24 protein-coding genes are annotated in these 25,337 nt (G+C 64.9%); 13 read left to right on the top strand and 11 right to left on the bottom strand.

Annotated elements, in window-relative coordinates; genetic code table 11:
* Window positions 1–326: 326 nt before the first annotated feature.
* From E1N52_RS00450 to E1N52_RS00435, 4 genes are all read left to right on the top strand, one after another.
* Window positions 327–2,279, top strand: coding sequence for a putative bifunctional diguanylate cyclase/phosphodiesterase (locus tag E1N52_RS00450; protein ID WP_165979302.1), 1,953 nt, complete (start codon window positions 327–329; stop codon window positions 2,277–2,279).
* A gap of 43 nt (window positions 2,280–2,322) precedes the next feature.
* Window positions 2,323–3,192 (top strand): flagellar motor stator protein MotA, encoded by an 870-nt coding sequence (gene motA / locus E1N52_RS00445; RefSeq protein WP_133179174.1) that lies wholly within the window; start codon window positions 2,323–2,325, stop codon window positions 3,190–3,192.
* Between the two features lie 10 nt (window positions 3,193–3,202).
* Window positions 3,203–4,141 (top strand): flagellar motor protein MotB, encoded by a 939-nt coding sequence (gene motB / locus E1N52_RS00440; protein WP_133179172.1) that lies wholly within the window; start codon window positions 3,203–3,205, stop codon window positions 4,139–4,141.
* 234 nt (window positions 4,142–4,375) lie between these two features.
* The gene (locus E1N52_RS00435; RefSeq protein ID WP_246088897.1) at window positions 4,376–4,834 is read left to right on the top strand and encodes a PRC-barrel domain-containing protein; all 459 of its coding nucleotides are present in this window, start codon (window positions 4,376–4,378) and stop codon (window positions 4,832–4,834) included.
* Window positions 4,835–4,913: 79 nt separating this feature from the next.
* Here the strand turns inward: E1N52_RS00435 and E1N52_RS00430 are convergent, their stop codons facing one another.
* On the bottom strand, window positions 4,914–6,038 hold the full coding sequence (locus E1N52_RS00430) for an aromatic ring-hydroxylating dioxygenase subunit alpha (RefSeq protein WP_133179170.1): 1,125 nt from the start codon (window positions 6,036–6,038) through the stop codon (window positions 4,914–4,916).
* Window positions 6,039–6,179: 141 nt separating this feature from the next.
* On the opposite strand from E1N52_RS00430, the gene E1N52_RS00425 reads away from it, so the two are divergent.
* Both E1N52_RS00425 and E1N52_RS00420 read left to right on the top strand, forming a co-directional pair.
* Complete coding sequence (locus E1N52_RS00425) at window positions 6,180–7,031, top strand: intradiol ring-cleavage dioxygenase (RefSeq protein ID WP_133179168.1); 852 nt, start codon at window positions 6,180–6,182, stop codon at window positions 7,029–7,031.
* Window positions 7,032–7,363: 332 nt separating this feature from the next.
* A complete protein-coding gene (locus E1N52_RS00420; protein WP_133179166.1) occupies window positions 7,364–7,633 on the top strand; it encodes a hypothetical protein in 270 nt (89 codons plus the stop codon).
* Window positions 7,634–7,654: 21 nt separating this feature from the next.
* Here the strand turns inward: E1N52_RS00420 and E1N52_RS00415 are convergent, their stop codons facing one another.
* Complete coding sequence (locus E1N52_RS00415) at window positions 7,655–8,617, bottom strand: 2-hydroxyacid dehydrogenase (protein WP_133179164.1); 963 nt, start codon at window positions 8,615–8,617, stop codon at window positions 7,655–7,657.
* Window positions 8,618–8,903: 286 nt separating this feature from the next.
* On the opposite strand from E1N52_RS00415, the gene E1N52_RS00410 reads away from it, so the two are divergent.
* The 4 genes from E1N52_RS00410 to E1N52_RS00395 all read left to right on the top strand — a co-directional run bounded on the left by E1N52_RS00410 (window position 8,904) and on the right by E1N52_RS00395 (window position 14,162).
* Window positions 8,904–9,662, top strand: coding sequence for an SDR family oxidoreductase (locus tag E1N52_RS00410; protein ID WP_133179162.1), 759 nt, complete (start codon window positions 8,904–8,906; stop codon window positions 9,660–9,662).
* Window positions 9,663–9,739: 77 nt separating this feature from the next.
* Entirely contained in the window at window positions 9,740–11,077 is a 1,338-nt protein-coding gene (locus E1N52_RS00405; protein WP_133179160.1) for an MFS transporter, read from the top strand.
* Window positions 11,078–11,182: 105 nt separating this feature from the next.
* Window positions 11,183–12,439 carry a citrate synthase gene (locus tag E1N52_RS00400; protein ID WP_133179158.1) on the top strand — a complete coding sequence of 419 codons (1,257 nt, stop codon included), beginning with the start codon at window positions 11,183–11,185 and terminating at the stop codon, window positions 12,437–12,439.
* A gap of 175 nt (window positions 12,440–12,614) precedes the next feature.
* Entirely contained in the window at window positions 12,615–14,162 is a 1,548-nt protein-coding gene (locus tag E1N52_RS00395; RefSeq protein WP_246088896.1) for a methyl-accepting chemotaxis protein, read from the top strand.
* 55 nt (window positions 14,163–14,217) lie between these two features.
* Here the strand turns inward: E1N52_RS00395 and E1N52_RS00390 are convergent, their stop codons facing one another.
* From E1N52_RS00390 to E1N52_RS00380, 3 genes are all read right to left on the bottom strand, one after another.
* Complete coding sequence (locus E1N52_RS00390) at window positions 14,218–15,765, bottom strand: hypothetical protein (protein WP_133179154.1); 1,548 nt, start codon at window positions 15,763–15,765, stop codon at window positions 14,218–14,220.
* 181 nt (window positions 15,766–15,946) lie between these two features.
* Window positions 15,947–16,375, bottom strand: coding sequence for a hypothetical protein (locus tag E1N52_RS00385; RefSeq protein WP_246088895.1), 429 nt, complete (start codon window positions 16,373–16,375; stop codon window positions 15,947–15,949).
* 31 nt (window positions 16,376–16,406) lie between these two features.
* Window positions 16,407–17,435 (bottom strand): helix-turn-helix domain-containing protein, encoded by a 1,029-nt coding sequence (locus tag E1N52_RS00380; RefSeq protein WP_133179152.1) that lies wholly within the window; start codon window positions 17,433–17,435, stop codon window positions 16,407–16,409.
* 220 nt (window positions 17,436–17,655) lie between these two features.
* On the opposite strand from E1N52_RS00380, the gene E1N52_RS00375 reads away from it, so the two are divergent.
* Window positions 17,656–18,792: a peptidyl-alpha-hydroxyglycine alpha-amidating lyase family protein gene (locus E1N52_RS00375; protein WP_133179151.1), complete on the top strand. Its 1,137-nt coding sequence runs from the start codon at window positions 17,656–17,658 to the stop codon at window positions 18,790–18,792.
* A gap of 21 nt (window positions 18,793–18,813) precedes the next feature.
* Here E1N52_RS00375 and E1N52_RS00370 read toward each other — a convergent pair whose 3' ends face one another.
* Window positions 18,814–19,569 (bottom strand): DeoR/GlpR family DNA-binding transcription regulator, encoded by a 756-nt coding sequence (locus E1N52_RS00370; protein WP_133179149.1) that lies wholly within the window; start codon window positions 19,567–19,569, stop codon window positions 18,814–18,816.
* 110 nt (window positions 19,570–19,679) lie between these two features.
* Between E1N52_RS00370 and E1N52_RS00365 the strand changes: the two genes are divergently transcribed.
* Both E1N52_RS00365 and E1N52_RS00360 read left to right on the top strand, forming a co-directional pair.
* Window positions 19,680–20,267, top strand: a complete 588-nt coding sequence (locus E1N52_RS00365; protein ID WP_133179147.1) for an NUDIX domain-containing protein — start codon at window positions 19,680–19,682, stop codon at window positions 20,265–20,267.
* Window positions 20,268–20,302: 35 nt separating this feature from the next.
* Entirely contained in the window at window positions 20,303–20,599 is a 297-nt protein-coding gene (locus E1N52_RS00360; RefSeq protein ID WP_133179145.1) for a YciI family protein, read from the top strand.
* Between the two features lie 27 nt (window positions 20,600–20,626).
* Here the strand turns inward: E1N52_RS00360 and E1N52_RS00355 are convergent, their stop codons facing one another.
* From E1N52_RS00355 to E1N52_RS00335, 5 genes are all read right to left on the bottom strand, one after another.
* On the bottom strand, window positions 20,627–21,430 hold the full coding sequence (locus tag E1N52_RS00355) for an FRG domain-containing protein (RefSeq protein WP_133179143.1): 804 nt from the start codon (window positions 21,428–21,430) through the stop codon (window positions 20,627–20,629).
* Between the two features lie 125 nt (window positions 21,431–21,555).
* Window positions 21,556–22,059: a pyridoxamine 5'-phosphate oxidase family protein gene (locus E1N52_RS00350; RefSeq protein WP_133179141.1), complete on the bottom strand. Its 504-nt coding sequence runs from the start codon at window positions 22,057–22,059 to the stop codon at window positions 21,556–21,558.
* A gap of 95 nt (window positions 22,060–22,154) precedes the next feature.
* Window positions 22,155–23,006, bottom strand: coding sequence for a carbohydrate ABC transporter permease (locus E1N52_RS00345; RefSeq protein WP_133179140.1), 852 nt, complete (start codon window positions 23,004–23,006; stop codon window positions 22,155–22,157).
* A gap of 21 nt (window positions 23,007–23,027) precedes the next feature.
* The gene (locus tag E1N52_RS00340) at window positions 23,028–23,927 is read right to left on the bottom strand and encodes a carbohydrate ABC transporter permease (RefSeq protein WP_205965554.1); all 900 of its coding nucleotides are present in this window, start codon (window positions 23,925–23,927) and stop codon (window positions 23,028–23,030) included.
* Window positions 23,928–24,069: 142 nt separating this feature from the next.
* Window positions 24,070–25,332, bottom strand: a complete 1,263-nt coding sequence (locus E1N52_RS00335; RefSeq protein ID WP_133179136.1) for an ABC transporter substrate-binding protein — start codon at window positions 25,330–25,332, stop codon at window positions 24,070–24,072.
* Window positions 25,333–25,337 lie beyond the last annotated feature (5 nt).

Raw genomic sequence — 25,337 nt, 5'->3', positions numbered from 1 at the left:
GATCAAGCCCCCAAAAAAAACATGTCTGGCGACTTCAGCAACGCTTTTTCACCGCCGTAAAAAGGGCAAAGCTCCACCCCTTCCGGTGTCACCATGAGAACCCTCGCGCAAACACTGCGACTGAAACAGACCCTCCGCATCGCCACCGCGGCGCGTATTGCCGCCGGCTGCGGCGCCAGCGAGCGCATGAGCGCTGCGCCCCGTGCGCGTCGCGCGCCGTCGCGCAGCGCTCATGCGCCTACTGGCACGTCGCGTCACTACGCCGTGCGCCGCCTCGCGGCGCAGGTGCGCACGCGCAGAATCTAACGCCACACGGACATCGAGACATGAGACAGGAAACCGCGGCGGCCATGCCCAATCCCGCCGCTGCCTTGAATCCCCCGGCGGCGCTTCCGTGGATAGTGCGTGCGCGCGCAACGTTGCGCGCCTCGATCCGCGCACGCACGAAGTTCTTCATCGGCCTGTTCTTTGCCTTGTTCGCCACGCAAACCACGCTGCTTGCAAGCCAGCTGATCGCGTTTGGCCATGCCTTCGAACGCGTGGATACGACCTGGCACGACGAAGGCGCCGCGCGGGAAACCGAAGCGCCGCACGGTCATACCGTTTCCGCCGCGCCGCGCGAATTGGCTGTCGAGAACCTGCACGGCCAGGTCCAGCGCGGCATCCTGCGCGTGCATCACACGCTCGAAGCCGCCTTTGCGATCGCGCTCGCCACGCTCGCCTTTGGCCTCGTGCTGCTGCACTACCTCGAGCGCACGCTGCTGCGTCCTCTGCATACCTTGACCGATTCGCTCGTGCGCCTCGCGCACGGCGAAGACATGCGCGCATTGCCCGACATGAACCGCACCGACGAGATCGGCGCGATGGCGCATGCCTTCGATACGTTGTGCGAAAAGTCCCGCGAGCTGCATATCGCCCACGAGGCCACGCGCGCCGCCGAGGCGCACGCCCAGGCGCTGGCGCGCCACGATCCGCTCACGGGCCTGCCCAACCGGCGGCTGCTCGCGGCGGAAATGAGCGCGGCGCTGGAGCGCACGCAGCACCGCTCGCCCGACTACCTCGTGTTCGTGATCGACCTCGACCGCTTCAAGCCTGTGAATGACTTTCACGGTCACGCCGCGGGCGACACGGTGCTGTGCGAGATCGCCGCGCGCCTGCGCCGCGTGGTGCGCGACGGCGACACGGTCGCGCGCCTCGGCGGCGACGAGTTCGCCGTGCTCGCGCGCGTGCATCGCGACGACCACATCGAGGCCGCGAGCGAACTGGCGCAGCGCCTGCTCGCCGCCACGCGCGCGCCCATCGACATCGGCAAGCTGCGCATCAATGTGGACGCGAACATCGGCATTGCATGCTGCCCGCGCGACGGCGGCGACCCGGACACGCTCCTGCGCGCCGCCGATATCGCCATGTACCGCGCCAAGTGCGAAGGCAAGGGTACGTACCGCTTCTTCGAGCAGAAGATGGACGACGAACTCCGCCTGCAGGCCTCGCTCGAATCGGACCTGCGCCGAGCGCTCGCGGGCGGCGAGATCCGGCCGTTCTACCAGCCGCTCGTGCGCCTCGCCGACGGCCAGACCACCGGCTTCGAGATTCTCGCGCGCTGGCATCACGAGCAGCGCGGCTGGATCTCGCCCGAGGTGTTCGTGCCGCTCATCGAGCAGATGGGTATTTCGCCGGCCTTCACGGCTTCGATATTGCGGCGCGCGTGCCGCGACGCGCTGTGCTGGCCCTCGCGCTACCACCTCGCGCTCAATCTATCGCCTGCGCAGTTCAAGGATACGCAACTCGCGGCGCTGCTGCTCAGGATCCTCGCCGACGAAGGCATGCCGCCCGAGCGCATGGAGATCGAGATCACCGAATCGGCGCTGATGTACGACTTCGACGCGGCGCGCGCCGTGCTCGCGGACTTCCGCAACGCGGGGCTGCGCATGTCGCTCGACGACTTCGGCACCGGCTATTCGAGCCTGCAGCACCTGCGCGAGCTGAAGGTGGACAAGCTGAAGATCGACCGCTCCTTCGTGCTTTCGATGTCGTCGTGCAATGAGAGCGCCAAGATCGTCGACGCGATCATCGCGCTCTCCACGAACCTCGGCATGAGCACCGTGGCCGAAGGCGTGGAAACCGCGGAACTCGCGCGCACGCTGGCAGCGAAAGGCTGCGACTACGCGCAAGGCTATTTCTTCGGCAAAGCAATGGCGGCGCGTGAAATCGATGCCTTGCTGAACGTGGATCGTGCGGCGAACGAGGTGCTGCTCAAGCGTCTCGTCGAGCCTGCCTGACCAGATTGACCCGTAGTACTTTGAGAATGAAAAGGTAGACATCATGTTTGTAGCAATTGGCTGGATCGTCGTGCTCGGATCGGTGATCGGGAGCTTCGTGGGCGTGGGGGGACACCTGCCCGCACTCGTTCAACCGTTCGAACTCCTGTGTATTTTCGGCGCGGCGCTGGGCGCGTTCGTGGTGAGCAACCCCACCGCCACGCTCGGCAAGACGCTCAAGGCGCTGCCCACCTGTTTCAAGGGCGGCGGCTACACGAAGGCGCAATACCTGGAGCTGATCGCCCTCCTTTACGAACTGCTGCAAAAGGCGCGCAAGGAAGGCATGATGGCGCTCGAAGCCGACATCGAAGCGCCCGATAACAGCCCGATTTTCCAGAAGTACGCACGTGTGCTCGCCGACCATCATCTGCTCGACTTCATCGTCGACTATCTGCGCATGATGTCGAGCGGCAACGTGAATCCCATGGAAATGCAGGACCTCATGGACGAAGAACTCGACACGCATCACTCCGAGGTGTCGATTGCGCCGAACGCCATCCAGAAGATGGCCGACGGCCTGCCCGCCTTCGGCATCGTGGCCGCCGTGATGGGCGTGGTGCACACCATGGGCTCGGTCGGCAAGCCGCCCGCCGTGCTCGGCGAGATGATCGCGGGTGCGCTCGTGGGCACGTTCCTCGGCATTCTGCTCGCCTACGGCTTTGTCGGTCCGATCGCCGACATGCTCAACGCCAAGGGCCGCGCCGCCAGCAAGCCGTTCCAGTGCGTAAAGGCCGTGCTGCTCGCGTCGCTCGCCGGCTACGCGCCGCCCGTGGCCGTCGAATTCGGCCGCAAGGTGCTGTTCACCGCCGACCGTCCGAGCTTCCAGGAGCTCGACGAAGCGGTGCGCGCCACTAAGACGCCGAAGGCCGCTTAGGAGTCCCGAGATGGCCGAACGTACTCCAGGCTCGCGCGCCGCGCGCGACACCGAGGGCAGCAAGACCACGCTCGTGGTGCGCCGCGTCAAGAAAGGCGGCCACGAAGGCCACCACGGCGGCGCATGGAAAATCGCCTATGCCGACTTCGTGACCGCGATGATGGCATTTTTCCTTTTGATGTGGCTGCTCGGCTCGACGTCGCAGTACGACCGCGACGGCATCGAGAAGTATTTCAACACGCCGCTTTCGGCCATGCTCGTCAGCAAACCCGACGCCGCGAACCCCAACCCGAGCGTGGTGCAAGGCGGCGGCCGTGACCTTTCGAGCAAGACGCCCGCCGTGGGCGGCTCGAACGCACAGCCCACGCTCTCGCACGCCGTGCCCGTGGAAGCGGTCGACAAGACGCGCCTTTCGCAGCTCAAGGAAAAACTCTCTGCGCTCATCGAGCGCAAGCCGGAGTTGCGTGCGTACCGCGACCAGATCCGCATGTCGATCACGGACGAAGGCCTGCGCATCGAGCTGGTCGATTCGCTCAAGCGCCCGATGTTCGCGACCGGCAGCGCGAAGCTCGAAGACTACGCGTACGAGATCCTCGTGCAGATCGGCAGCGCACTGAACGACGTGGACAGCGGCGTATCGATCGCGGGGCACACCGACTCGGTGCCCTACTCGGGTGGCCTCGCCGGCTACTCGAACTGGGAGCTTTCGAGCGAGCGCGCCAACGCCGCCCGCCGCGCGCTGGTGGCCGGCCACCTGAGCGAGGAGAAACTGCTCCAGGTGCGCGGCCTCGCCGACGTCCTGCCGCTCGACCACGACACGGCGGACAGCCCGCTGAACCGGCGCATCAGCATTCTGGTGATGAACAAGGCGGCCGAGCGCGCGTTCTTCGAGCAGGCGAAGCGCTACGACGTCGACACCGCGCAAATGGCGGCCAAGCCGGCTTCGTAAGGCATCGACGGCGCGGCCCAGCATGGGTCTCCAAAGCGGTCTCCAAACAGGCAGGAACGCCCCCGATGCGCCTCGCGCCGGCGCATCAAATCGAGGGGTGCGACGCGGTACGCCGCTTGCTGTATCTCGCAGCAGGCGGCCAGAACCGCCGCGGCATCGCCTGCCGCCTGACACGGGAATCGTCGGGAGTCTGGCCGGACTCAACATTGTTCCCCCTCATATCTGGAGACCATCATGCCCACCTTCATTCCTCCGCCCATGCCAACCGGCAATGGCGTGCGCATCATCGGCAAGGGCCGCGTGAGCGCCGCGGGGCCGGGCCCCGACGTGATGGCCGCCAGCACGCTCGACAGCGACCGCGTGCTGAGTTCGGACGGCCAGGAAGTCGGCAAGATCAAGGAAATCATGCTCGACGTGCAGAGCGGCCGCGTCGCCTACGTGGTGATGTCGAGCGGCGGCTTTCTCGGCATCGGCGACAAGCTGCTCGCCATTCCCTGGAGCGCGCTCATGCTCGACACGAGCCGCAAGTGCTTCCTGCTCAATGTGTCGTCCGAGCGCGTGAAAGAAGCGCCAGGCTTCGACCGGGACAGCTGGCCCTCCATGGCCGACGCGAGCTGGGGCAGCACGCTGCACGCGTACTACGGCGCTGAGCCGTACTGGGCGGCGGTCGAACCGGTGACGCCGCGTCACTGAGCTTAGTCGTCCAGCAGACGGCTCCGAGCGGGTAAACGGGCGTTCGGAGCCGCAACTCGCGCCGCGGGCATACCGGAGTTCACGGCGGCGTGGTCCCGGCGTTCGCCGCGATTGACGGTGCCTCGGGGGCCTCGGCCGCCTCCAGCGCCCATGTGTTCACCGTGCGCCGCATCGGGCAGGCGATCACCGTGGCCACGCGGCTCGCCTGCGACACCTCCGGCACGCTCCAACCGCTCTCCGCCAGCGCCCGCACGCGCTGCCTGAACGCGATCTGCAAGGCATCCGACTTCACCGACACCTCGTTCTGCCAACTCTCCGGCACGCGAACCGGCCGGATGCGCCGAAGCACGGCGTGGTCTTCCTCGAAAATGCGCAGATTGCGCGCGCGAAAACGTCCGTCGAACAGCGGATTGCGCAGGAAACTGCGGCCCATCATCCAGAACGTCTGCGTGCGCCCCGCGTCCACCGGCACATGCGCCGACGCGATATGAATGCGCCAGCCGTTGGCCAGCGTGAGTTCGAGCGTCGCGCACGGGCCGCTCAGGTGAAAGCCCGTTTGCGTGACCACGTCGACATGGTCGCCCGTGGGTGTGCGGCGCAGCCAGCCCTTGCGCACCGGCCTCCGCATCACGAGCCGCGCGTGGCCGCTCCAGGCGTCGGCGTTCACGTTGACCGCGTCGATTTCGGGGCGGTCGGGCGCGCCGAACGAACTCCCGTGCACGAACGGCGCATGCGCGAAATCCAGTCCGTTCTCGATCACCCGCTCCCAGTTCGCCTCCCACGCGTAAGTGCCGTGCACGACTCGCACACCCGGATCGTCGGCCCAGGCGAGATCGGGCAGCGGCGGCTGCTCGGCTTCCGGCAGGTCGCCCACGAACGCCCAGATCCAGCCGTGACGCTCCACCACGGGGTAGCCGTCCACGCGCGCCCGCGCCGGAATGCGCGCCTGTGGCTGCGCGGGGATGTGGGTGCAAACGCCGTCGCCGCCATAGCGCCAGCCATGGTACGGGCACTGCACCTCGCCGTTCACGCGGCGCCCGGCCGCGAGCGAGGCGCCGCGATGCACGCAGATATCGGAGAGGAGTTGCGCGCGGCCCTGAGCGTCGCGAAACGCGACGAAACGGTGGCCGAGCAGCGTGACCGGCAGCAACTGCTCGCGCAGGTCCGCGGCGGCAGCGACGACGTACCAGAGGTTTTTCAGCATGGCGGATGGGAACAGCGAATCGAATCGGCCCATTGGACCAGATTTTGGGTCCCGATGGCGACAGGCGCACAATACGCGTTGTTACGGCCCGGCCTCTACGTCACCGCGCTCACGCGGCAACCCTACAGGTAACCCCGAACCATGACCCAGTTCTTCAGCGAAGCCGCCTCCGCCGAGGCCGTCAATGCGCGTATCGGCGGAGACGCCGACGAGCGTCTGCGCGAAGTGATGAGCGCGCTCGTGCGTCATCTGCACGCATTCGCGAAAGAAGTGCAGCTCACGCAGCCGGAATGGGAAAGCGCCATCGACTTCCTCACCACGGCAGGCCAGCTCTGCAGCGCCGAGCGCCAGGAGTTCATCCTGCTCTCGGACACGCTAGGGTTTTCCATGCTCGTGGACGCGATCAACAACCGCCGCCCGGGTGACGCCACCGAAAACACCGTGTTCGGCCCGTTCCACGTGGCCGGCGCGCCCGAGCGCGAGATGGGCGCGTGCATCACCGCCGACGGCAAAGGCGAGCGCTGCCTGTTCGAAGGCCGCGTGCTCGATCTCGAAGGCCGCCCGGTGGAGGGCGCGCGCATCGACGTGTGGTCCGACAACGCCGACGGCTACTACGACGTGCAGCAGCCCGGCGTGCAGCCCAGGTGGAACAACCGCGGCATCTTCACGACCGGCGCGGACGGCGCCTATCGCTTCGTCGGCATCAAGCCGGTCTCGTACCCGATCCCGCACGACGGCCCGGTGGGCAAGATGCTCGCAAACCTCGGCCGCCACCCGTACCGGCCCGCGCACATGCATTTCCTCATCACCGCGCCGGGCTTCCAGAAGGTGGTCACGCATACCTTCGTGGGCGACGATCCCTACCTGCAGTCGGACGCCGTGTTCGGCGTGAAAGCATCGCTCGTCGCGCCGTACGAGCGTGTGGCCGACAGCGCCACGCCCTGGCACTCCACGTTCGACTTCGTGCTCATGCCGCTCGCGCCGCACGCATGATTCAGCAATGCGGCGAACTGGACGCGATATCGCGCCTTGCTCGCCGCATTGTCCGCCGCTCCCCGGTCATAGACTGGTCTCGCAGTCGAACGAACAACTGGGAACACCTTGGGGGCGGCGATGCGGGTCACGAACTGGATTCTGGTGCTGGAATGCGCGTATATGGAGTTTTCCAGCTGGCGCGGCAAGAACGTATATCGCCGTACGGTGGCATACGACAGCGTGGTTTGGTGCTAACCCATCCCGATTCCATCTAGCCATCGACGCAACGGCAATCCTCCACTACAGTCGAAGACCTTACCGTCATCGCTGTTGAAATCGAGGATTCGAACATGCTGTTCCCCGCTGTTGCCACCGTCGCCCTGCTGATCGTCGTGTATGTCCACGCGAACATTCCGCACTTCACCGAGCGCGGCCCGAAGCGCCTCCTCGCGCACACCACGCTGTTGCTGGCTGGCCTGTGCTTCGGCGTGATCGGCGCGATGATGTCCGGCACGGTCGCGCCGCCGTGGGCGGTGATCGCATGCGGCATGGGCGTCGTGCACCTTCCGGCGCTCTGCGTGCTCGTGCTCAAGCGCCTCAGGCATTCGGGGCGCAGCTAAAGCGAACCGCGCCCACCCGCATCAAACGCGATTCAACGCGGGCCGGCCGTCCAGCACGGCGGCCACGTTATCGAGCGCCGTAAAGCCCATCTGGTCGCGCGTTTCCACCGTGGCGCTCGCCATGTGCGGCGAGAGAAAGACGTTGTCGAGGCTGGCGAAGCGCTGGTCGACATTGGGCTCGTTGCGATACACGTCTAGGCCCGCGCCGAACAGATGCCCCGAGGTCAAGGCATCGTAAAGCGCATCTTCATCCACGAGGCCGCCGCGCGCGGCGTTGATGAACACCGCGCCTTTCGGCAGACGCTCGAATTCTTTTCTCGTCATCAGCGGCGCGCCGCCGCCCGGCACATGCAGCGTGAGCACTTCGCAGTGCGGCAGCATCTCGCCGAAGCTCGCGTAGTACGTCGCGCCGTTCTCCACGGCGGGCGCGGCACGGTTGATGTCGGTGTAGATCACGCGCATGCCGAAGCCGAGCGCGCGCTTCGCCACCGCCCGGCCGATGCGGCCAAACCCCACGATACCCAGCGACTTGCCGTTCACGCGCGTGCCGAGCATGTCGGTCATGCCGAACGATTTGCCCCAGCCGCTGCGCATGATTCTTTCGTACTCCGATGCACGCCGGCAGGCCGCCAGCACGAGCAGCATGGTGAAGTCGGCCGTGCATTCGGTCAACGCGTCGGGCGCGTTCGTGACGACGATGCCGCGTTCGCGCGCAGCGGCCACGTCGAGGTGATCGACGCCCGCGCTCGCATTGGCGATGATCCTCACCGACTCAGGCAGCGCGGCGATGTGTTCCACCTGCAAGCCCGACTTCTTGCCGATGAGCACCGCCGGCACTGCATGCTGCTTGCAGAAGTCGACCACGGACCACGCGTCCATATCGGCGTCGGTCACGAAGGCATGGAACTCGGCCACGGCGCGTTTCGCCACTGCGGCAGGCACCTTTCGCGCAATCAGGAGCTTCGTGCGTTGATTTTCCGGCATGGTGTTTTTCCCTTTGAGTATGGACAGACGTCGAGAGACTACGAAAGCGTCTGCCGGCCGGTCAATGTTGATTCGGTGAATCAAGTCCTGGCGAACGCTGTGTCCCTGTATTCGCTTCAACGCATGTGCACACGCCGCTCTGCACTTCCCACGCATCAGGAAAACCCTGATCCGGCGCCCAGTTATCAGGGGCCCGGATGTTGATTCAACGAATCAAGATTGCTGTGCGCCTTACACGAATGCAATTCTTTTCCCATGTGCAATGGAATCGGGAAGAGGACGCGCAATGACTGCATCGAAGAAGTTCGCCGCCGTAACGGGCGCTGGCTCCGGCATCGGCCGCGCCACCGCCGTGGCGCTCGCCAATGCCGGATTCGCGGTTGCGCTGATCGGCCGCCGGATCGAGCCGCTGCTGGAGACGAAGGAAGTCATCGGCAATGCGGGTGGAGAAGCGCACGCGTTTTCCGCAGACGTGGCCGATGCGGCATCGGTCGAACACGCGTTCGCGCAAATCGTGCAGACCTTCGGCCGCCTCGACGTGCTGTTCAACAACGCGGGTCGCAATGCGGGCGCCGTGCCGCTGGAAGACTACGAGGTCGACTTCTGGAACGATGTCGTCGCAACCAATCTCACCGGCGTGTTTCTGTGCGCGCGCGCCGCGTACCGGCTCATGAAAGCGCAGTCACCGCAAGGCGGACGCATCATCAACAACGGCTCTATCTCCGCGCATTCGCCGCGCCCGCACACCATCGCCTACTCGGCCACGAAGCACGCTGTGACGGGCATCACAAAATCGATCGCGCTGGATGGCCGCGCATACAACATCGCGTGCAGCCAGATCGATATCGGCAATGCGGCTACGCCGCTCACCGAGCGCATGAACAAGGGTGTGCTGCAGGCCGACGGACGCCTCGCGCCCGAAGCCCGCATGGACGTGACGCACGTCGCGAACGCGGTCGTGCACATGGCGAGCCTGCCGCTCGAAGCCAATGTGCTCAACATGACCATCATGGCGAGCGCCATGCCGTTTGTCGGCCGCGGATAACCGGTAGCACAACGCTGCGCCCGTATTGAACGCCCAACATAAAAAAGCAGGCGTCAGAACTGATATTGGAGACACCGATGAAAGTCGTAGAGGAACAAGCCTTGCCCGCGCAAAGCCAGGCTTATGAGCAAAGCGCGGAAAGTGCGCAAAGTGCAAAGCGCACGAGGGTCCGGTACTTCGTGCTCTCGATGCTGCTCGTGGCGACCGTGCTCAACTTCGTCGACCGCTCGGCATTGGGGATCGTCGCGCCTGGGCTTTCGAAAGACCTCGCGCTCAACAAGATGCAGATGGGCGAGCTGTTCGCAGCGTTCGGCCTCGCCTATTCGATCGCGCTCCTGCCGGGCGGCATTCTCACCGACGTGCTCGGCTCGCGCCTGGCCTATGCGCTCTCGCTTGTCGGCTGGTCGATCGCCACGCTTACGCAGGGCCTCGCGAGCGGCTATCACATGCTGCTTGGCTCGCGCCTCACCATGGGCGCGCTCGAAGCACCGGCCTTTCCCTCGAACACGCGCGCCGTCACGCTGTGGTTTCCCGTGCAGGAACGCGGCTTCGCGACGAGCGTGTACGTGATGGGGCAATACATCGGCACGCCCCTCTTCACCGGCCTGCTGCTGTGGATTTCTTCGGCCTATGGCTGGCGCACCGTGTTCTTCGTGACGGGCGGCTTCGGCATTCTCTTCAGCATGGTCTGGTATCGCATGTATCGCGATCCGCACAAGCATGGCTCGGTCAACGCCGCTGAGCTGCAATACATCAACGAGGGCGCAACGCCTGCTGCACGCAAGCCGCGCGAGAAGTTCGACTGGCGCATGGCGCTCAAGCTGCTCAGCTATCGCCAGATTCTCGCCATCTGCCTCGGCAAGTTCTGCAACAACACGCTGCTCGTGTTCTTTACGACGTGGTTCATGACTTACCTGATCGAAGCGCGCCACATGTCGATGATCAAGGTGGGCATTTTCCAGGCCATGCCCTTCATCGGCGCGACGATAGGCATTCTCTCGGCGGGCTTTCTCTCTGACTTCTTTATCCGGCGCGGCGTGTCGATCTCGGCGGCGCGCAAGGCCCCGCTCATCATCGGCACGATGCTCGGCGCCTCGATCGTGCTCGTGAATTTCGTCGAGTCGAACGAAGTCGTGATCGCCATTCTCACCGTGGCCTTCTTCGCGCAGGGCATCGGCTCCATGTCGTGGGCCGCCGTTTCCGAAATCGCGCCGCGTCAGTATGTCGGCCTCACGAGCAGTATCACGAGTCTTGCCGCCAATATCGCGGGCGTCACCACGCCGCTCATGATCGGCTATATCACGCAGCACACCGGGCACTTCTACTGGGCGCTCAATCTCATGGGTGCAATCTGTCTGCTTGGCACGCTCTCGTATTCGCTGCTGCTCGGCAAGCTCTCGCGCATCGAACTCTGACACTCGCTCGCGGGCGCGCCTGCTTCGTGCGCGCGCTCGCCGGGATGACATTTCGCTGAAAAGCCTTCAATATTGCCGCTGGATATTCGCACTGCCCCGTCTGCCATGCCGAACTGGATCACCTTGACTGAAGCCGCCCGACAACTCGGCGTGCAGGCGCAGACCGTCTATGCCTACGCAAGCCGCGGCAATATCGCGGTCATGCCCGATCCGCACGACCCGCGCAAGAGCCTCTACCGCGCCGAAGACGTCGCCAGCCTGTGCCGCAAGAAACAGGTGGGCCGCAAGCGCGAGGCGCTCGCCGCGGGCACGATCTTCGGCGCGGAGCCGTGCATCTACAGCAGCATCACCACCTTCTCGAAGGGCCGCCCCTATTACCGGGGACGCGACAGCATCGCCATGGCGCAGTCGGCCACGCTCGAAGACGTGGCCACTCTCCTCTGGAACGCGCGCGCGGACGTGACGTTCGAAGCCGCCGATGTGCGCCTGCACGGCGACGAGCGCGGCCGGGAATGCGCGTTCACCTCGCTTGCGGCCATCGCGGCGCGCGGCCACTCGACGCTTGGGCGCACCGACACGGCCTTGCACGTCGAGGCGGGCCGGCTCGTGGCGATCATCGCCCATGCGTTCGGCGCGCGTAGCGAGCCATCGGCAAACCCCACCCCACCGCCGCTTCACGAGCGCCTCGCGCTGGGCTGGGGCCAGGGCCGCGAGGGCGCGGAGTTGATCCGCCGCGCCATGGTGCTCGTGGCCGATCACGAGATCACCAGCTCGGCGTTCGCCGCGCGCATCACGGCGTCCACCGGTGCCTCGCTGCCGGGCTGTCTGCTCACGGGCCTCGCCACGCTCTCCGGCCCGTTGCACGGCGACGCCTCGGGCCGCGTGCGCGCGGTATTCGACGACGTGGGCCGGCTCGGCGCGGAGCCTGTCGTCGCCCATCATTTGCAGTCGGCCATTCCCATTCCCGGATTCGGGCACCATCTCTACCCTGACGGCGACCCGCGCGCGGACGCCCTGCTGGAAGTGCTGGACCCGCCCGCGGAACTCGCCTCCTTCATCGAGAAGGTCGTGGCGCTCACGGGCCTCAAGCCCAATATCGACGTGGCGCTCGCCACCCTCGCCGCGCAGCTGAAGCTGCCGCGCGACGCGTCGTTCGCGCTGTTCGCCACGGCGCGCTGCGTGGGGCTGCTCGCGCATTGCATCGAGCAGCTCAGGGTGGGCAAGGTGATCCGCCCGCGCGGCCGCTACACCGGGCCCGCGCTCGAAGACGCCGGCGCCCCCACAAGCGCGGAAGAAAACGCCAAAACGCCCGACGCGGCGACACTCGACAAGAACCGCCTCTTCAAGTCCGTGGCGCGCTGAGGCGCGCGCAATTTTTCCCGATTGACTGGGGAAAACCACCATTGCGCAACGGTTCCCGCGCCGACCTTCAGTTCCCTCGCCCAGCGCCGTAAACATGTTCAGTGCTTTGCCGTCTCACGCGCAAAGCACGATCGTTTTTCTGCTACGTTGCCCCTCGCGTTCTGGAGCCCTCTTCGTGTTTGCACGACTCTCTATCTCTGTCCGTCTGCGCATCGCGGTCGGAGTGCTGGCCTTGCTGATCGTGGCAGCCGGCGTTTCCGGCCTCGCGGGCATGTCGCGCACCAATACGGCGCTCGGCTATGCCTACTCGAACCAGTTGGTCGCCGCCATCAACATCGGCAAGACGAACCTGAATCTGACCATCGCGCGTACGACGCTCGACCGCATCCTCCTGCACCCCGACGCACCCGACGTCCAGCCGCTGCTCGACAAGGCGCAGAACTATCTCGCCACTTCGAACAAGGCCTGGGAGGTCTACCGCTCCCTGCCGCACGCGCCCGAAGAACAGGCGCTCGCCGACGGCGTTCAGGCCGCCCTCACCGGCATGCTGGAGCAAGGCATCCAGCCGCTCATGGCCGCGATCAAGCAAGGCGACCGCCAGGCTCAGGACGACATCGCGATGAAGCAGATTCCGCCGCTCTCGGTCGCGCTCACCAAGGCTTCGACCGCGCTCGAGGCATGGCAGAAGGCGCATGGCGAACAGGCGTTCGACCGCGCGCAGGACCGCTATTCATGGCTGCGGGCCGGCAGCATCGCGCTGATCGTCTTCGGCCTCGCAGTGGCGGGCGTATGCGCCGCGGGACTGCACCGCGCGATCGCCGCACCGCTCGAGAACGTGCAGGGCGCGCTCCAGCGCATCGCGGACGGCGACTTGACCGCCAACCTCGAAACGCGTTCCACCGACGAAATGGGCCGCCTCGTGACGAGCCTCAGGGCCATGCAGGACGCGCTCTCCCAGACGGTGCGCAAAGTCAGCCACAGCTCCGAGTCCATTTCCACGGCGACGCGGCAAATCGCCGCCGGCAACGACGACCTGTCGCAGCGCACAGAAGAGCAGGCAGCCTCGCTTGAGGAAACGGCCGCGAGCATGGAGCAGCTCACCGCCACGGTCAAGCAGAACGCCGAAAACGCGCGCACGGCGCAGACGCTCGCCAACAGCGCGCAGGAAGTCGCCGATCGCGGCTCGCAAGTGGTGAGCAACGCGGTGCAGACGATGGAGCGCATCGACGGCAGCTCGCAGAAGATCGCCGATATCACCGGCATCATCGAAGGCATTGCTTTCCAGACCAATATCCTCGCGCTCAATGCGGCGGTGGAAGCCGCGCGCGCCGGCGAACAGGGCCGCGGTTTCGCCGTGGTCGCGAGCGAGGTGCGCTCGCTTGCGCAGCGTTCGGCGGCGGCCGCCAAAGAGATCAAGACGCTGATTGCCGAATCGGTCGAGCACGTTTCGTCGGGCTCGGAGTATGTGCGCTCGGCCGGCGAGACGATGAACGAGATCGGCGAGTCCATTGGCCGCGTGACGACCATCATGCACGAGATCGCGAATGCGTCCGAAGAGCAGCGCGACGGCATCGAGCAAGTGAATCTCGCGGTCTCGCAGATGGACCAGGTCTCGCAGCAGAACGCCGCGCTCGTGGAAGAAGCGGCCGCGGCCGCCATGGCGCTCAGCGAGCAGGCCGACTCGCTGCGCGACGCCGTTGGGGCGTTCAGGCTCGCGCGCTGAGCGCAGCGCAGGGGCGATCGATCGAGGCGTTGCCGGCGAACCGGCCGCCTCGATGCTATGCGTTGTTCAGCAAGATCATTGCGTGGATCTTTGAGAGCGCTTGCTGCCACGCGGGGGTGTCGCGCGTGGCGTCGCCTTTGTCGATCAGCGGTTCGAGCATCGAAAGCAGGTCCGTCGAGCGCGAGGTATTTTCCGGCGTGTTCACGTCGGAGACGAGCAAACCTCGTTCGTACTTCGAATCACGCGTATTCTGCGCGGACGACTGACTCAGCGTGGCATTCAGCAGCACGCCGCGCGCCGTCGCCATTTGCACCGTGCTCTCGGCGCTATCGTCGATCCGCACGTAATCGTAGTTCTGCGAATCTCTCGACGATGTGAGGACAGGCGCACCCCCACCCTGCAGCGCCTGATGGTAGCTCGCGCTCAAATGGGATTGCTGGGTCTGCGAGATCTTGCCCTCGCGCGCCGTGCCTTCGAGCTGCGTGCTCTGTGCAACCTGATACGAGAATGAATCGACTTCACCGGGGCGCATCGGATTGGGCGACGTGCTCGTGTCCGTGATCGACGCGCTGAAGTCTGCGAGCCCCGTGAGCATCGCCTGATCCGACTGCTGCAGCGTCGGCGAGTACGCGGCGCCCGGCAATGTCTCGCCTGAAGGCGTGCCATAGTCCTCGTTCATTTGCGTAAAGCCATCTTCGAACATCGACATCAGCGCGGCATTGCCGTGTCCGCGCGAATTCGCATGGTCGAACTGCTGCAGATAGCTCGCTATCGAAGCCGCGCGCTGCGCGCCCGTTCCCCAGAGCGCGGAATGACTTGTGTCCACCTTGACGTTCATCGTGCCGGTGGCGCTCGTCACGCTCAGGCTTCGCGCCGAGCTGTCCTGCGAATAGCTGGCCGAAATATTGGCGTTGCCGTCGCCCGTCACGCTGTAATGGAAATTCACCGAGGCGAGCGCCGACGTGTCGAACTGCGCGAGGCCGTTCAAATCGAGTTTGGGCGGCACTGCGCTCAGGCCGTCGATGGCCTGCTGGAACCCGTCCGAGAGTTTCGCCAGCGCGCTGCGCTCGCTCTCGCTAAGCGCGCCGCTGCTCTTGATGCTCACCGAGAGGCCGCCGTCTTCGCTGCCCAGTTCGATTTCGACCGTCACGCCGCTCTTCGTTCGAATCGTCAGGCCGATCTGACCCACTGCGCCATTTGATCCTTGTCCCACTGGCGCAAGGCCGCTTGCGGACGAAACGCTCACGGACTGCGCATAGTCGCTGCCCGTCGTTTTGAACCGATCGAGCAGCGCGCTGCCAAGCCCGGTGAAATGGCCCGCCATCGTCTGCGCGGCGTAGTTGCCCATCATCCTGAGCGAAACGGTGTCGCTGGTGTCGCTCGCCCAGCTCAACACCGGCGCCGTGCAGGTGAGCGTGCCTTCGGGCGTGTAGGTCTGCAGCACGGCAATGCCATCTGCCGAAGGAATCGTGACGATGGTCGAGGGCGAGAGCGCCGCGAGACGGGACACGTCGGCGCCGGCCTCGGCGGTGGGATTCACGCTGCTCACGAGCGGCGTGAGCGCGAGGGTCGTGGCGGCATTCAGGGACGATAGCGTGGTCATGGCTCAATGCGTTCTTGTTGTTCGCCAGGCGGTTCGCCGGGCCATTCGCAAAAAGGCGCCGCACGCCAGCATGCCGGCGCGGCCAACTGCTCCATCGCTTTATCGTCAGGTATTACGAAATCTTTAGTTTGACCTTTCACTTGCCCATACAGGCGCATTGGTGTGTCGAGCCGTTTGCGGCTCAGCTTGCGCAGGCCAGCTCCGGCATGCGGCGGGACGCGTCGAAGTCCCGGGCTTTCATGGCGGCCGCCACGCAGCCGCGCTTCTCCAGCCGCTCGGCCAGCAGCCAGCTAAACACGTCCAGCTCGGCCCTGCCGTGCGTCGCAATGAATTCGTGCATCACTTCACGCACGGCGCCTTCCTGTGTCGCCGTCGAAAGCATGCTGGAAATATGCGACGCGCCGCGCGCGAGTTCGAGTGAATACGCCGCTTCGTAGTAGTACAGGCCGCCTTGTCGCGGCCTTTTCTGGGCCTTTTTCATGTTTCCCCCGTTTGCCTGGATCTCGCAGGCGTCTGCATCTTTGCAGGCGGCGCATGACGCGGCAATGAATCGGTACTGTCTGGGGCCAAATCTGTCGTTATGTCTCAAATACTTGTTGTTTTGTCTCACACGCGGCTTGCGTGATCCGTGCGATTCATGCTCAACGCATCAAAGCCATCCAGTAGCGCCAGTCGTCCGCGCTCGCCTCTTTCGCCACTTCGGTATCGCCACTGAGCGCCAGCATGCGCACCGCACGCGGCGAGAGGCCGATCGAGCGGCGAAAGGCGCGTGTGAAGTTCGCGGCGTCGGTGAATCCGTGCGCGGCGGCAATGTCGGCAATCGACATGCTGCGTCGCGCCGGGTCGGCGAGCATCTCGCGACAGCGCCGCAAGCGGCGCTCGCGCACATACGTCGCGAAGCCGCCCTCCTGCTCGAAAAGGCGGTACAGCGTGGCGCGCGACATGTCGAATGCACGCGCAACCCACTCCGCGTTCAGTTGCGGATCGTTCAGGCGCTTCTCCACATAGCGGCATATCGACACGAACGCGCATTGCTGAACGGCCGGCATGTGCTCCGGACTCACGCTCGCGTTGAGCGCGCTGGCCGCGAGCTGCAGCGTTGCGGGCATCACGGCCTGGGCGTTGGCGATGGTCATCTGTGGGGCGTGCCGATAGAGCGCAGCCAGATGCTCGCGCAACAGTGCGACCGTCGGATCGGCGCCGCGAATCACGCGCATGCTCTGCTGGTCGGGCGCAGTCAGCAAAGGGGCGAGCAAGCGCCGCGGCACCGCCAGATTCAGAAACTCGCTTTGCGTGGTTTCGGTCGCGAGCGGCTGGGCCGCGTCCACGATGAACATGTCGCCCGGTTGCGTGCACACTTCCGGGCCGCCGTCGCGCGCGCGGCAATGGCCGCCTAGATAGAACTGCAGAACATATTGATCGTGGCCGTCGCGTCCGATCTTCGCATTCGAGCGGTCGTAGCGCTGCGCGCCGGTGCGGATCGAACCCAGCACCACGTCGCCGAACAGATAGCCGGTCACGCTGGTGCCGAATCCCGCGTCGCGCGAATCGGCGGTCTGGGTGTCGAAGATGACGCTCACCGCCTCGCGCCACGCGGAAAATTGCTGATCGCGCGGCAGGACGCTGGTATCGAACGTGGAATGAGGCAGGGAATTCGGCGTTGGGCTCATGGGCCACCTTGGTATGCGAAATGACTACGGGATCGGTATCCTCCACTCGACTACTGCGCTATCGGTTGCGCGCGCAAATTCTTTAGGGTAGGCGGCGCAAGGGATAACGAGTAGGGGGAATGCGCCTTGCTACGCGCAAGACGGGCGACCGTTCGATGCGCCGCAAGGGTTGCAATGCACAACGCTCGCCGCCGTCTTCGAGCAAGAGGAGGAAGGTTCGATGAGCCCGCTTCATTCCACAGGCTGCCCATGCTGCGGCGGCCTTTTACAGGGTGCATTCACGCGTCGCCAGTTCCTCGCGGCAACCGCCGCCCTGGCCACCGCGCCGGCTTTCGGCCAGACGCAAACGGTTCCGTCCATCGCTTACGACTCCATTCCCAACCCGGTGCGGCTTCCGGTGGACATGTATTTCGGAGAATGCTCCGGCGTCGCAGTGAATTCGCACGGACATATCTTCGTGCTGTCGCGCGGCAATACCACGGGGCCTGCTTATGGCGCCGCCGCCGCGCAATTGCTGGAATTCTCGGCTAATGGACAGTTTGTCAGGGAGATCGGCCATAACCTGTACGCGTGGTCGTTTGCCCACACCGTGAAGATCGACCGCCAGGACAACATCTGGGTGACGGACAAGGGCTCGGACATGGTGATCAAATTCACGCCGGAAGGGCGCGTCGCGATGGTGTTCGGCCGCAAGCAGGAAGCGGCGGACGAAGAAACGGCGCCGCTCAAGCATCCGAACCCGCCCTTGCCCGCCGAGCCCGGACGCTTTCGTCAGGTCACCGACGTCGCCTGGGACGCCGCCGGCAACACGTACATCAGCGACGGCTATATCAACTCTCGTGTGGCGAAGGTCGACAAGGACGGCAACTGGCTCAAGTCATGGGGCGATCGCGGCACCGGGCCCGGACAGTTCCATACGCCGCACAGCATTGCGGTCGACGCGCAGGACCGCATTTATGTCGCAGACCGAAGCAACCGGCGGATTCAGGTGTTCGACACGGATGGCAAGTTCCTGCGGCAATTCACGATCGATGTTCCCGTGCCGCCCGGCGCGCGACCGGCCATCGGCAACGTGCCGGATGAAGCGACGATCGCCGCGGGCACGCTCGCGCCGGGCTCGCCGTGGGCAATCTGCATCTCACCCGGGCCGGATCAGGTGCTCTACAGCTCCGACGCTTACCCTGGGCGCATCTACAAGTTGACGCTCGACGGGCAGTTGCTCGGCGTATTGGGCGAATCGGGCAAACAGTTGAAACAGTTCGGCTGGATCCACCAAATGGCGTGTCCCGCGAAGAACGTGCTGTTCGTCGCCGAACTGCTGAACTGGCGCGTGCAGAAGCTCGTGCTACACGCGTAGCGTGACGGCTCGCTCACGCAATCAAGCGCGCACCACCGTCACGCCGGCCGCCTCGATCGGCTCGACCAGCTTCGCATCCGTCGAACGCTCGACGACGATGGTCTGCGCCATGCCGATCGGACCGATGCAGTACGGCGATGCGGCGTTGAGCTTCGCGGCCGACGCCAACACCACCGTTTCAGCCGCGCGCGCGGCCAGCGCGCGCTTTACGTAGGATTCCTCGAAATCGCCGGTGCTCAGCCCGGCTTGCACGTGAACGCCCGTCACGCCCATGAAGTAAAGGTCTGCGTGAATGTGTGCAATCGCCTCCACGGCCGCCGCGCCCACGGTGACCACCGAATGCTTGTAGAGCTTGCCGCCGATCAGCACGACCTCGATGGCGGGATGCTCTGCGAGCGCCACCGCGACGCCGGGGCTATGCGTGACGATGGTTGCCTGCAGATCGCGCGGCAGGCACTCGACCAGAAGCGCCGAGGTCGTCCCGCCATCGACGATCGCCACCTGCCCCGGCGCGATCATGTCCGCGGCCTTTTGCGCAATGCGCCGCTTGGCCGCCACTTCCATGCCGCGCCGCTCGGCAATGGGCGCCACCGCCGGCGAAGCCGGCAGCGCGCCGCCATGCACGCGCTGCAAGAGGCCTTCGGCCGCCAGTTCGCGCAGATCGCGCCGCACTGTGTCCTCGGAAACGCCGAATTGCGCGCTCAATTCGCCTGCGAGCACCTGGCCGTCGCGCTTGAGCGCCGCGAGTATCGCTTTCTTTCGTTGATCTGTGAGCATGTAAAGGGCACCAGCCGGGTTACACGGGATTGCACGAATTTTCTTGATTTTGCACGAAACTGCACGATACCATGAATGGCGATTGCTGACCAAGGACCGAGGGGAACGAGATGACTGCAACGAAAGACCGCGTGCGAATGATCGAAACCACCGTGCTGTCCGACGACTGGTATGTGCTCCGCAAGGTGACCTTCGACTTCCTGCGCAGCAACGGCACGTGGCAGCGCCAGAGCCGGGAAACCTACGATCGCGGCAACGGCGCGACCATCCTGCTGCACGACCCGCGAAGCGGCAACGTCGTGCTCACGCGGCAATTTCGCATGCCGACGTTCGTCAACGGACACGACGGCATGATGATCGAGGCGCCGGGCGGCCTGCTCGACGACGCCGCGCCCGACGAGCGCATTCGCGCCGAAGTCGAGGAAGAGACGGGCTACCGCGTGCGCAACCTGCGCAAGGTGTTCGAGGCGTACATGAGCCCAGGCTCCGTGACCGAGAAGCTCTACTTCTACCTGGGCGAATACGACCCCGCCGAGCGGCCGGGCGCGGGCGGCGGTGTCGAAGAAGAAGGCGAGGATCTGGAAGTGGTCGAAGTGCCGCTTGGCGAGGCGCTAAGGATGATCGAGCGCGGCGAGATCGTGGACGGCAAGACGATCATGCTGCTACAGCACGCGGCACTAGGCGGTCTCGCACGCTAACATAGGCGCTTTCACCCGTTTTCTATCGGCCACCCATGTACATCGTTTCGCTGACCTATATCGCTTCGCTCGAACGCATCGACGACGCCCTTCCCGCGCATCGCGCGTACCTCGACGCACAGTTCGAAACCGGCAATTTCATTGCCGCCGGCCCGAAAATGCCGCGCGACGGTGGCGTGATCATCGCCTCGCATATGCCGCGTGAGCGGCTCGATGCGCTGCTCGCCGCCGATCCGTTCGCGCAACAGGGCGTCGCCACCTACGAAGTAACGGAATTCAAGGCCACGCGGCTCGCGCCCGGCCTCAATCTGCCGCGGCCCGAAACGCCGTAAATGTGGCCGCTGCGGGCCCGGGACGATTCAATTCGCCGCGCCCGCAACCGGCACGATCATGCCCGACCACACGATCTCCAGTTCCACCGCGATGGAGCGCGCGAGACCGTCGAGGCCTGGAAACAGCGACGCATTCGTGATGTTCATACGGTAGAGCCACTTCATCGCGTCCATGCGGATGCGTTCGGGCAGCACGATCTTGTGCAGCAGTTCCTCGTGGCTCTCGTAGCCTTCCAGAATGGCCTGCAACGGCTTGTCGATCACGCCCGGCACGACGAACGTGCCCGACTGCGCGACGAGCCGGTCGTCCATCTCCGTGGGCTCGCCCGACCAGAGAATTTCGTTCGTGTTGCTAAAGAAGTAGCGCTCGAAGTTGTCGTGCGCGCGCGGGTCGATCACGTCGCGCGTCAGCGTGGGGTTGGCCTTGGGCAGCGCGCGGCTGTTCCAGAGCGCCGGCGTGTTCAGCGCGTAGACAGCCGAGTCGCCGGTGGCGCGTTCGAGCGCGAAAAAGGCCGCGACGAACGGGCTCTTGGTGAAATCGAGCAGCCGCGTGGGTGCGCCGTGGTGCTGCATGAGCGCGAGACAGCGCAGGTCGTCCTTGAGCAGGTCCGGATGCGCGAGAAAATTGTGTGCCTTGCGGCGAAACACGCGAATAGCGCGCTCCTCGCGCTGGCGCCATTGCAGCCGGTCGCCCACGTAGTCGCGCATGTAGCGCGTGAGCGAGCTTTCGAGGTTCCACTGCGCGTTCTGCTGGCCGCGAAACGCCCAGCCGTCGAGCTGCGTGGTCAGCGCCATGAACTGCTGCCAGTCTGTGAGTACCGTGGTTTGCATCGTGGTTCCGGTAGCGTTTGTTTGGACGTTGCGCCAGGTCGCGTGAAGCGCGCGCCCCCGCTGGACACGCTAGCACATCGACAATGACAACATCACGAAGCTTTCGCCGCGCGCTGCATGCAAACTCAGGCGAATGTACGCAGCATCGCGATCTGCTCGCGCCAGCGCGCCAGCACCAGCGCGGGCTCGTAGAGCCGGAACGTCACGCCGCTCAGCACCTCGGCATACTTCGCGCGATGCTCGGTGACGGATTCGATTTCCACGCGAAATACGCTCAGTCCGAGTGCCGTTTGGCGCTGCGCCACGGCGTGCGAGCGTGCGCGAATCTCCAGCAGCGCACCGTCATGCACGAGCGAAAGCGTGAGGCGCCCGTCGCGCATGAGGTTCGCTGTGGTACTGGATTGCGGCCAGATTGCAACGAGCAGCGTGGTGGCGTTCACGGCCAGGATCTCGCCCGCGCTCAGTTGCGCGCCGTGCGGCCAGCCGTCCTCGCTGACGGTAGAAAGGCGAACTGCATCGGCGAGGCGCGCTTCGAGGTGGTCGCCGTCGAATTCGCGCACGAGCGCTTCGGGGAGTTGCGTGGGCGATGCGGGCTGCGTCGGCCGCGGGGCCGGTTCGTTTTGCTGCATGGGGCGTTCCTTGCGGGCGTGACTTGCGTCGGGTCGTCTGAAATTGGACCGTAGCGCCGCGCCGAAGTCAAATCGCCCCGCCTTTCATCGACCGTTCAACCCTTGGTCGCGCCGAACGTGAGCCCCGCCACGAAGTGCTTTTGCATCGCGAAGAACATCATCACCGAAGGCAAGGCAGCCAAGACCGAGCCTGCGGAAACGAGATTCCACGCCGTCGTCCATTGCCCCTTGAGGGCCGCGACGCCCACCGTGATCGGCGCGGCGTCGTCGCCCTGGGTCAGGCACAGCGCCCAGAAGTAGTCGTTCCAGACGAACGTGAATACGAGAATGGCGAGTGCTGCGAGCGCCGGGCGAATGAGCGGCAGCACGATGCGCACGAACACGGTCCATTCGTTCGCACCCTCGATGCGCGCGGCCTCCACGAGTTCGAATGGCAGCTGCTTGATGAAGTTGCGCAGGAAAAGCGCGCAAAAACCCGTCTGAAACGAAAGATGGAACAGGATCAGGCCACCAACGGTATTGTAGAGCCCGAGCTTGAGCGTGAGGTCGCGCACCGGAATCATCAGCACCTGGATCGGCACGAAGTTGCCCGCAACGAAGGTCGCGAACAGCGCCGAATTGCCCGGAAAGCGGTAGATGGCCAGCGCATAGCCCGCCAGCGCCGCGAGCGCGATCGCCCCGGCCACGGCGGGCAGCGTGATCTGCACGCTGTTCCAGAAATAATGGAGCATCGGCGAAGTCGTGAGCGCGTCGCGGTAGTTCTCGATCATCGCGAAGTGCCTCGGCCAGCCCCAGTAGTTGCCTTCGCTCAGTTCCTCGGTGGAGCGCACCGAAGTGACCAGAACGGCAATGAGCGGCAGCAGCCAGATGACGAGCGCCACGGGCAGCGAGAGCTTGTACAGGCGGCGCGACGCGGGCTTCCATTTGTCGACCGGAATCGGAAACATGTGGGGCTCCTCGTAGCGGATTCAGTGCTCGCTGCGCAGCAGGCGGCGCAGGTGATAGACGATATAGAGCAGCATGATCGCGAACAGCACGACGGCGATCGCGGCGGAATAACCGAGCCGGTAGTATTTGATCGCCTGGTCGTACATGTAGTACGCGAGCACCGTCGAGCTTTCGAACGGCCCGCCGCCCGTCATCACGGAAATGAGGTCGAAACTGCGCAGCGCGCCGATGACCGTGACCACCACGGCCATGAACGTGACGGGCCGCAGTTGCGGCAGGATCACGTGCCAGAGCATGGTCCAGCCCTTCGCGCCTTCCATGCGCGCGGCCTCGATCTGCTCGCTGTTGAGGGTGGTAAGGCCCGTGAGGTAGAGGATCATGCAGTACGCGGTCTGCGGCCAGAGCGCCGCGAAGATGATGCCAGGCGTCGCGTAGTTCGGGTCGCCGAGCACGGGAATGCCACGGCCCAGCATGAGCGCGAGCAGGCCGAACGTGGGGTCGTAGAACCACGAGTAGATGAGGCCCACCACCACGCCCGAAAGCACGAACGGCGCGAAGAACAGCGACTTGACGATGCGGATGCCGCCCACGGCCTGGTTCAGGTACAGCGCGATCGCGAGACCCATGGGCGGCGCGAGCAGGAACAGCACCAGCCAGATCACGTTGTTCTTGAGCGCCGTGTAGAACGTGGGCGAGTGGAACAGCTCGATGTAATTCGCAAGCCCCACGAAGCTCGCTTCGGTCATGCCGTCCCAGTTGTAGAGCGAGAGACGCAGCGTGGAGAGAATCGGCCAGATCACGTACACCGCGAACATGATGACCGCGGGCGCGAGAAAGAAGCACGCGGCGCGGCGCTGGCGACGCGCGGTGGGCGACGCGCGGCGGCGCGGCTGAATGCCCCGCCCGCTCGCGTGCGGCATGCCGCCGTTCTCGCCACCGGCTGGCGCGGCGCCATCCACGCGTTGCGCAACGGTGTGACTCACTGCCTGTCTCACGGCAAAACCCCCACTTGATTACCCGGCGGGCAGCGCCGACGCACCGCCCGCCTTCACTTCGAACACCTTACTTCTTGTAGATCCGCTGACGCGTCTGCTCGAGCTGCGCAAGAATCGAGTCGAGCTTCGTCGGATCGGACACGAACTGCTGCATGCCCTTCATGCCTTCGTCAGCCATTTCCTTCGTCATGTCGCGATCATAGAACTGCGCAATGCCGCCCTTCGTGTTCGAGAGGATCTGGAAGCCGATCTTCGAAATCGGGTCTTCGGGCTCCGGTGACTTGCTGTTGGCCGAAAGCGAACCCAGCCCCTTGGCAAGCTGCGCGCCGACATCCGGCGTCTCCGCGAATGCGAGGAACGCACGCGCATCGGCCTTGTTCTTCGCCTTCCCCGGAATATGCAGCGATTCGACCGGACCGTCTTCGGCGGTCGGCACGTTCGGGTCGATGATCGGGAACTGGAAGTAGCCCATCTGCTGCTTGACCGTCGGGCTGAAGCCGCCCGTGATGAACGTGCCCATCAGCATCATCGCGGCCTTGCCCTGGAACAGGAACGGCTGCGCGGCATCGAGATCGTACGAGAGCGAATTGGGAATGAAGTCGCCGTCGTCGAGCAGTTGCTTCCACGTCACGTAGACCTTCTTCACGCGCGGGTCGGTGTACGGCACTTCGCCGGCCATCAGCTTCTGGTGGAACGCATTGCCGTTCAGGCGCAGGTCCAGATAGTCGAACCAGCCCGCCAGCGTCCACGCGTCGCGCCCGCCCACGGCGATCGGCGCGATGCCCGCGGCCTTGAGCTTCTTGCAGGCGTCGAGGAACTCATTCCACGTTTTCGGCTCGCTCTTGATGCCCACCTTGTCGAACAGGTCCTTGCGATAGAACATGCCCCACGAGTAATACACCGTGGGCGCGGCGTACTGCTTGCCCTGGTACGACGAAGCCTCCTTCGTCGAGGCGTACATGCTGTCCCAGTTGTTCTTCTTCCAGTCGTCCGAAAGATCCGCGAAAAGGCCACGCTTCGCGTAGTAGGCCATGCGCTCGCCGTCGTGCCAGTTCACGATGTCGGGCGGCGCGGTCGTGAGCCAGTTCGGCAACTGGACCTTGTAGGCTTCCTCGTCGACGAACGACACCTTCACGTCCGTGCCGGGGTGCGTTTTCTTGAACTCGTCGATCACCTGTTCCCACACGGCGCGCTGGCTTGCGCCCTTGTAGGCAATGTTCATTTCGAGCGTGCCGGCCTGTGCCGCGCTCGCGAACGTGCCTGCAAGCGCGCCCGCCGCCAGCGTCGCAGCAACGAGCAGGGTACGTGGTCTGAAGGTCTTGCCGATCATGCGTG

It is taken from the genome of Paraburkholderia guartelaensis, assembly GCF_004353905.1.
Taxonomy (GTDB): domain Bacteria; phylum Pseudomonadota; class Gammaproteobacteria; order Burkholderiales; family Burkholderiaceae; genus Paraburkholderia; species Paraburkholderia guartelaensis.
Note: the sequence above shows the minus strand (reverse complement) of the source record. Positions and strands in the feature narration are given on the sequence as shown.

Excerpts from the sequence above, each read along its gene's own strand:
- E1N52_RS00430 (WP_133179170.1), bottom strand. The coding sequence starts at position 6,038 with ATGCTGAAAAACCTCTGGTACGTCGTCGCTGCCGCCGCGGACCTGCGC.
- E1N52_RS00355 (WP_133179143.1), bottom strand. The coding sequence starts at position 21,430 with ATGCAAACCACGGTACTCACAGACTGGCAGCAGTTCATGGCGCTGACC.
- E1N52_RS00360 (WP_133179145.1), top strand. The coding sequence starts at position 20,303 with ATGTACATCGTTTCGCTGACCTATATCGCTTCGCTCGAACGCATCGAC.
- E1N52_RS00340 (WP_205965554.1), bottom strand. The coding sequence starts at position 23,927 with ATGCCGCACGCGAGCGGGCGGGGCATTCAGCCGCGCCGCCGCGCGTCG.
- E1N52_RS00425 (WP_133179168.1), top strand. The coding sequence starts at position 6,180 with ATGACCCAGTTCTTCAGCGAAGCCGCCTCCGCCGAGGCCGTCAATGCG.
- E1N52_RS00435 (WP_246088897.1), top strand. The coding sequence starts at position 4,376 with ATGCCCACCTTCATTCCTCCGCCCATGCCAACCGGCAATGGCGTGCGC.
- E1N52_RS00350 (WP_133179141.1), bottom strand. The coding sequence starts at position 22,059 with ATGCAGCAAAACGAACCGGCCCCGCGGCCGACGCAGCCCGCATCGCCC.
- E1N52_RS00335 (WP_133179136.1), bottom strand. The coding sequence starts at position 25,332 with ATGATCGGCAAGACCTTCAGACCACGTACCCTGCTCGTTGCTGCGACG.
- E1N52_RS00380 (WP_133179152.1), bottom strand. The coding sequence starts at position 17,435 with ATGAGCCCAACGCCGAATTCCCTGCCTCATTCCACGTTCGATACCAGC.
- E1N52_RS00450 (WP_165979302.1), top strand. The coding sequence starts at position 327 with ATGAGACAGGAAACCGCGGCGGCCATGCCCAATCCCGCCGCTGCCTTG.
- motB (WP_133179172.1), top strand. The coding sequence starts at position 3,203 with ATGGCCGAACGTACTCCAGGCTCGCGCGCCGCGCGCGACACCGAGGGC.
- E1N52_RS00405 (WP_133179160.1), top strand. The coding sequence starts at position 9,740 with ATGAAAGTCGTAGAGGAACAAGCCTTGCCCGCGCAAAGCCAGGCTTAT.
- E1N52_RS00365 (WP_133179147.1), top strand. The coding sequence starts at position 19,680 with ATGACTGCAACGAAAGACCGCGTGCGAATGATCGAAACCACCGTGCTG.
- E1N52_RS00400 (WP_133179158.1), top strand. The coding sequence starts at position 11,183 with ATGCCGAACTGGATCACCTTGACTGAAGCCGCCCGACAACTCGGCGTG.
- E1N52_RS00390 (WP_133179154.1), bottom strand. The coding sequence starts at position 15,765 with ATGACCACGCTATCGTCCCTGAATGCCGCCACGACCCTCGCGCTCACG.
- motA (WP_133179174.1), top strand. The coding sequence starts at position 2,323 with ATGTTTGTAGCAATTGGCTGGATCGTCGTGCTCGGATCGGTGATCGGG.
- E1N52_RS00410 (WP_133179162.1), top strand. The coding sequence starts at position 8,904 with ATGACTGCATCGAAGAAGTTCGCCGCCGTAACGGGCGCTGGCTCCGGC.
- E1N52_RS00415 (WP_133179164.1), bottom strand. The coding sequence starts at position 8,617 with ATGCCGGAAAATCAACGCACGAAGCTCCTGATTGCGCGAAAGGTGCCT.
- E1N52_RS00370 (WP_133179149.1), bottom strand. The coding sequence starts at position 19,569 with ATGCTCACAGATCAACGAAAGAAAGCGATACTCGCGGCGCTCAAGCGC.
- E1N52_RS00375 (WP_133179151.1), top strand. The coding sequence starts at position 17,656 with ATGAGCCCGCTTCATTCCACAGGCTGCCCATGCTGCGGCGGCCTTTTA.
- E1N52_RS00345 (WP_133179140.1), bottom strand. The coding sequence starts at position 23,006 with ATGTTTCCGATTCCGGTCGACAAATGGAAGCCCGCGTCGCGCCGCCTG.
- E1N52_RS00420 (WP_133179166.1), top strand. The coding sequence starts at position 7,364 with ATGCTGTTCCCCGCTGTTGCCACCGTCGCCCTGCTGATCGTCGTGTAT.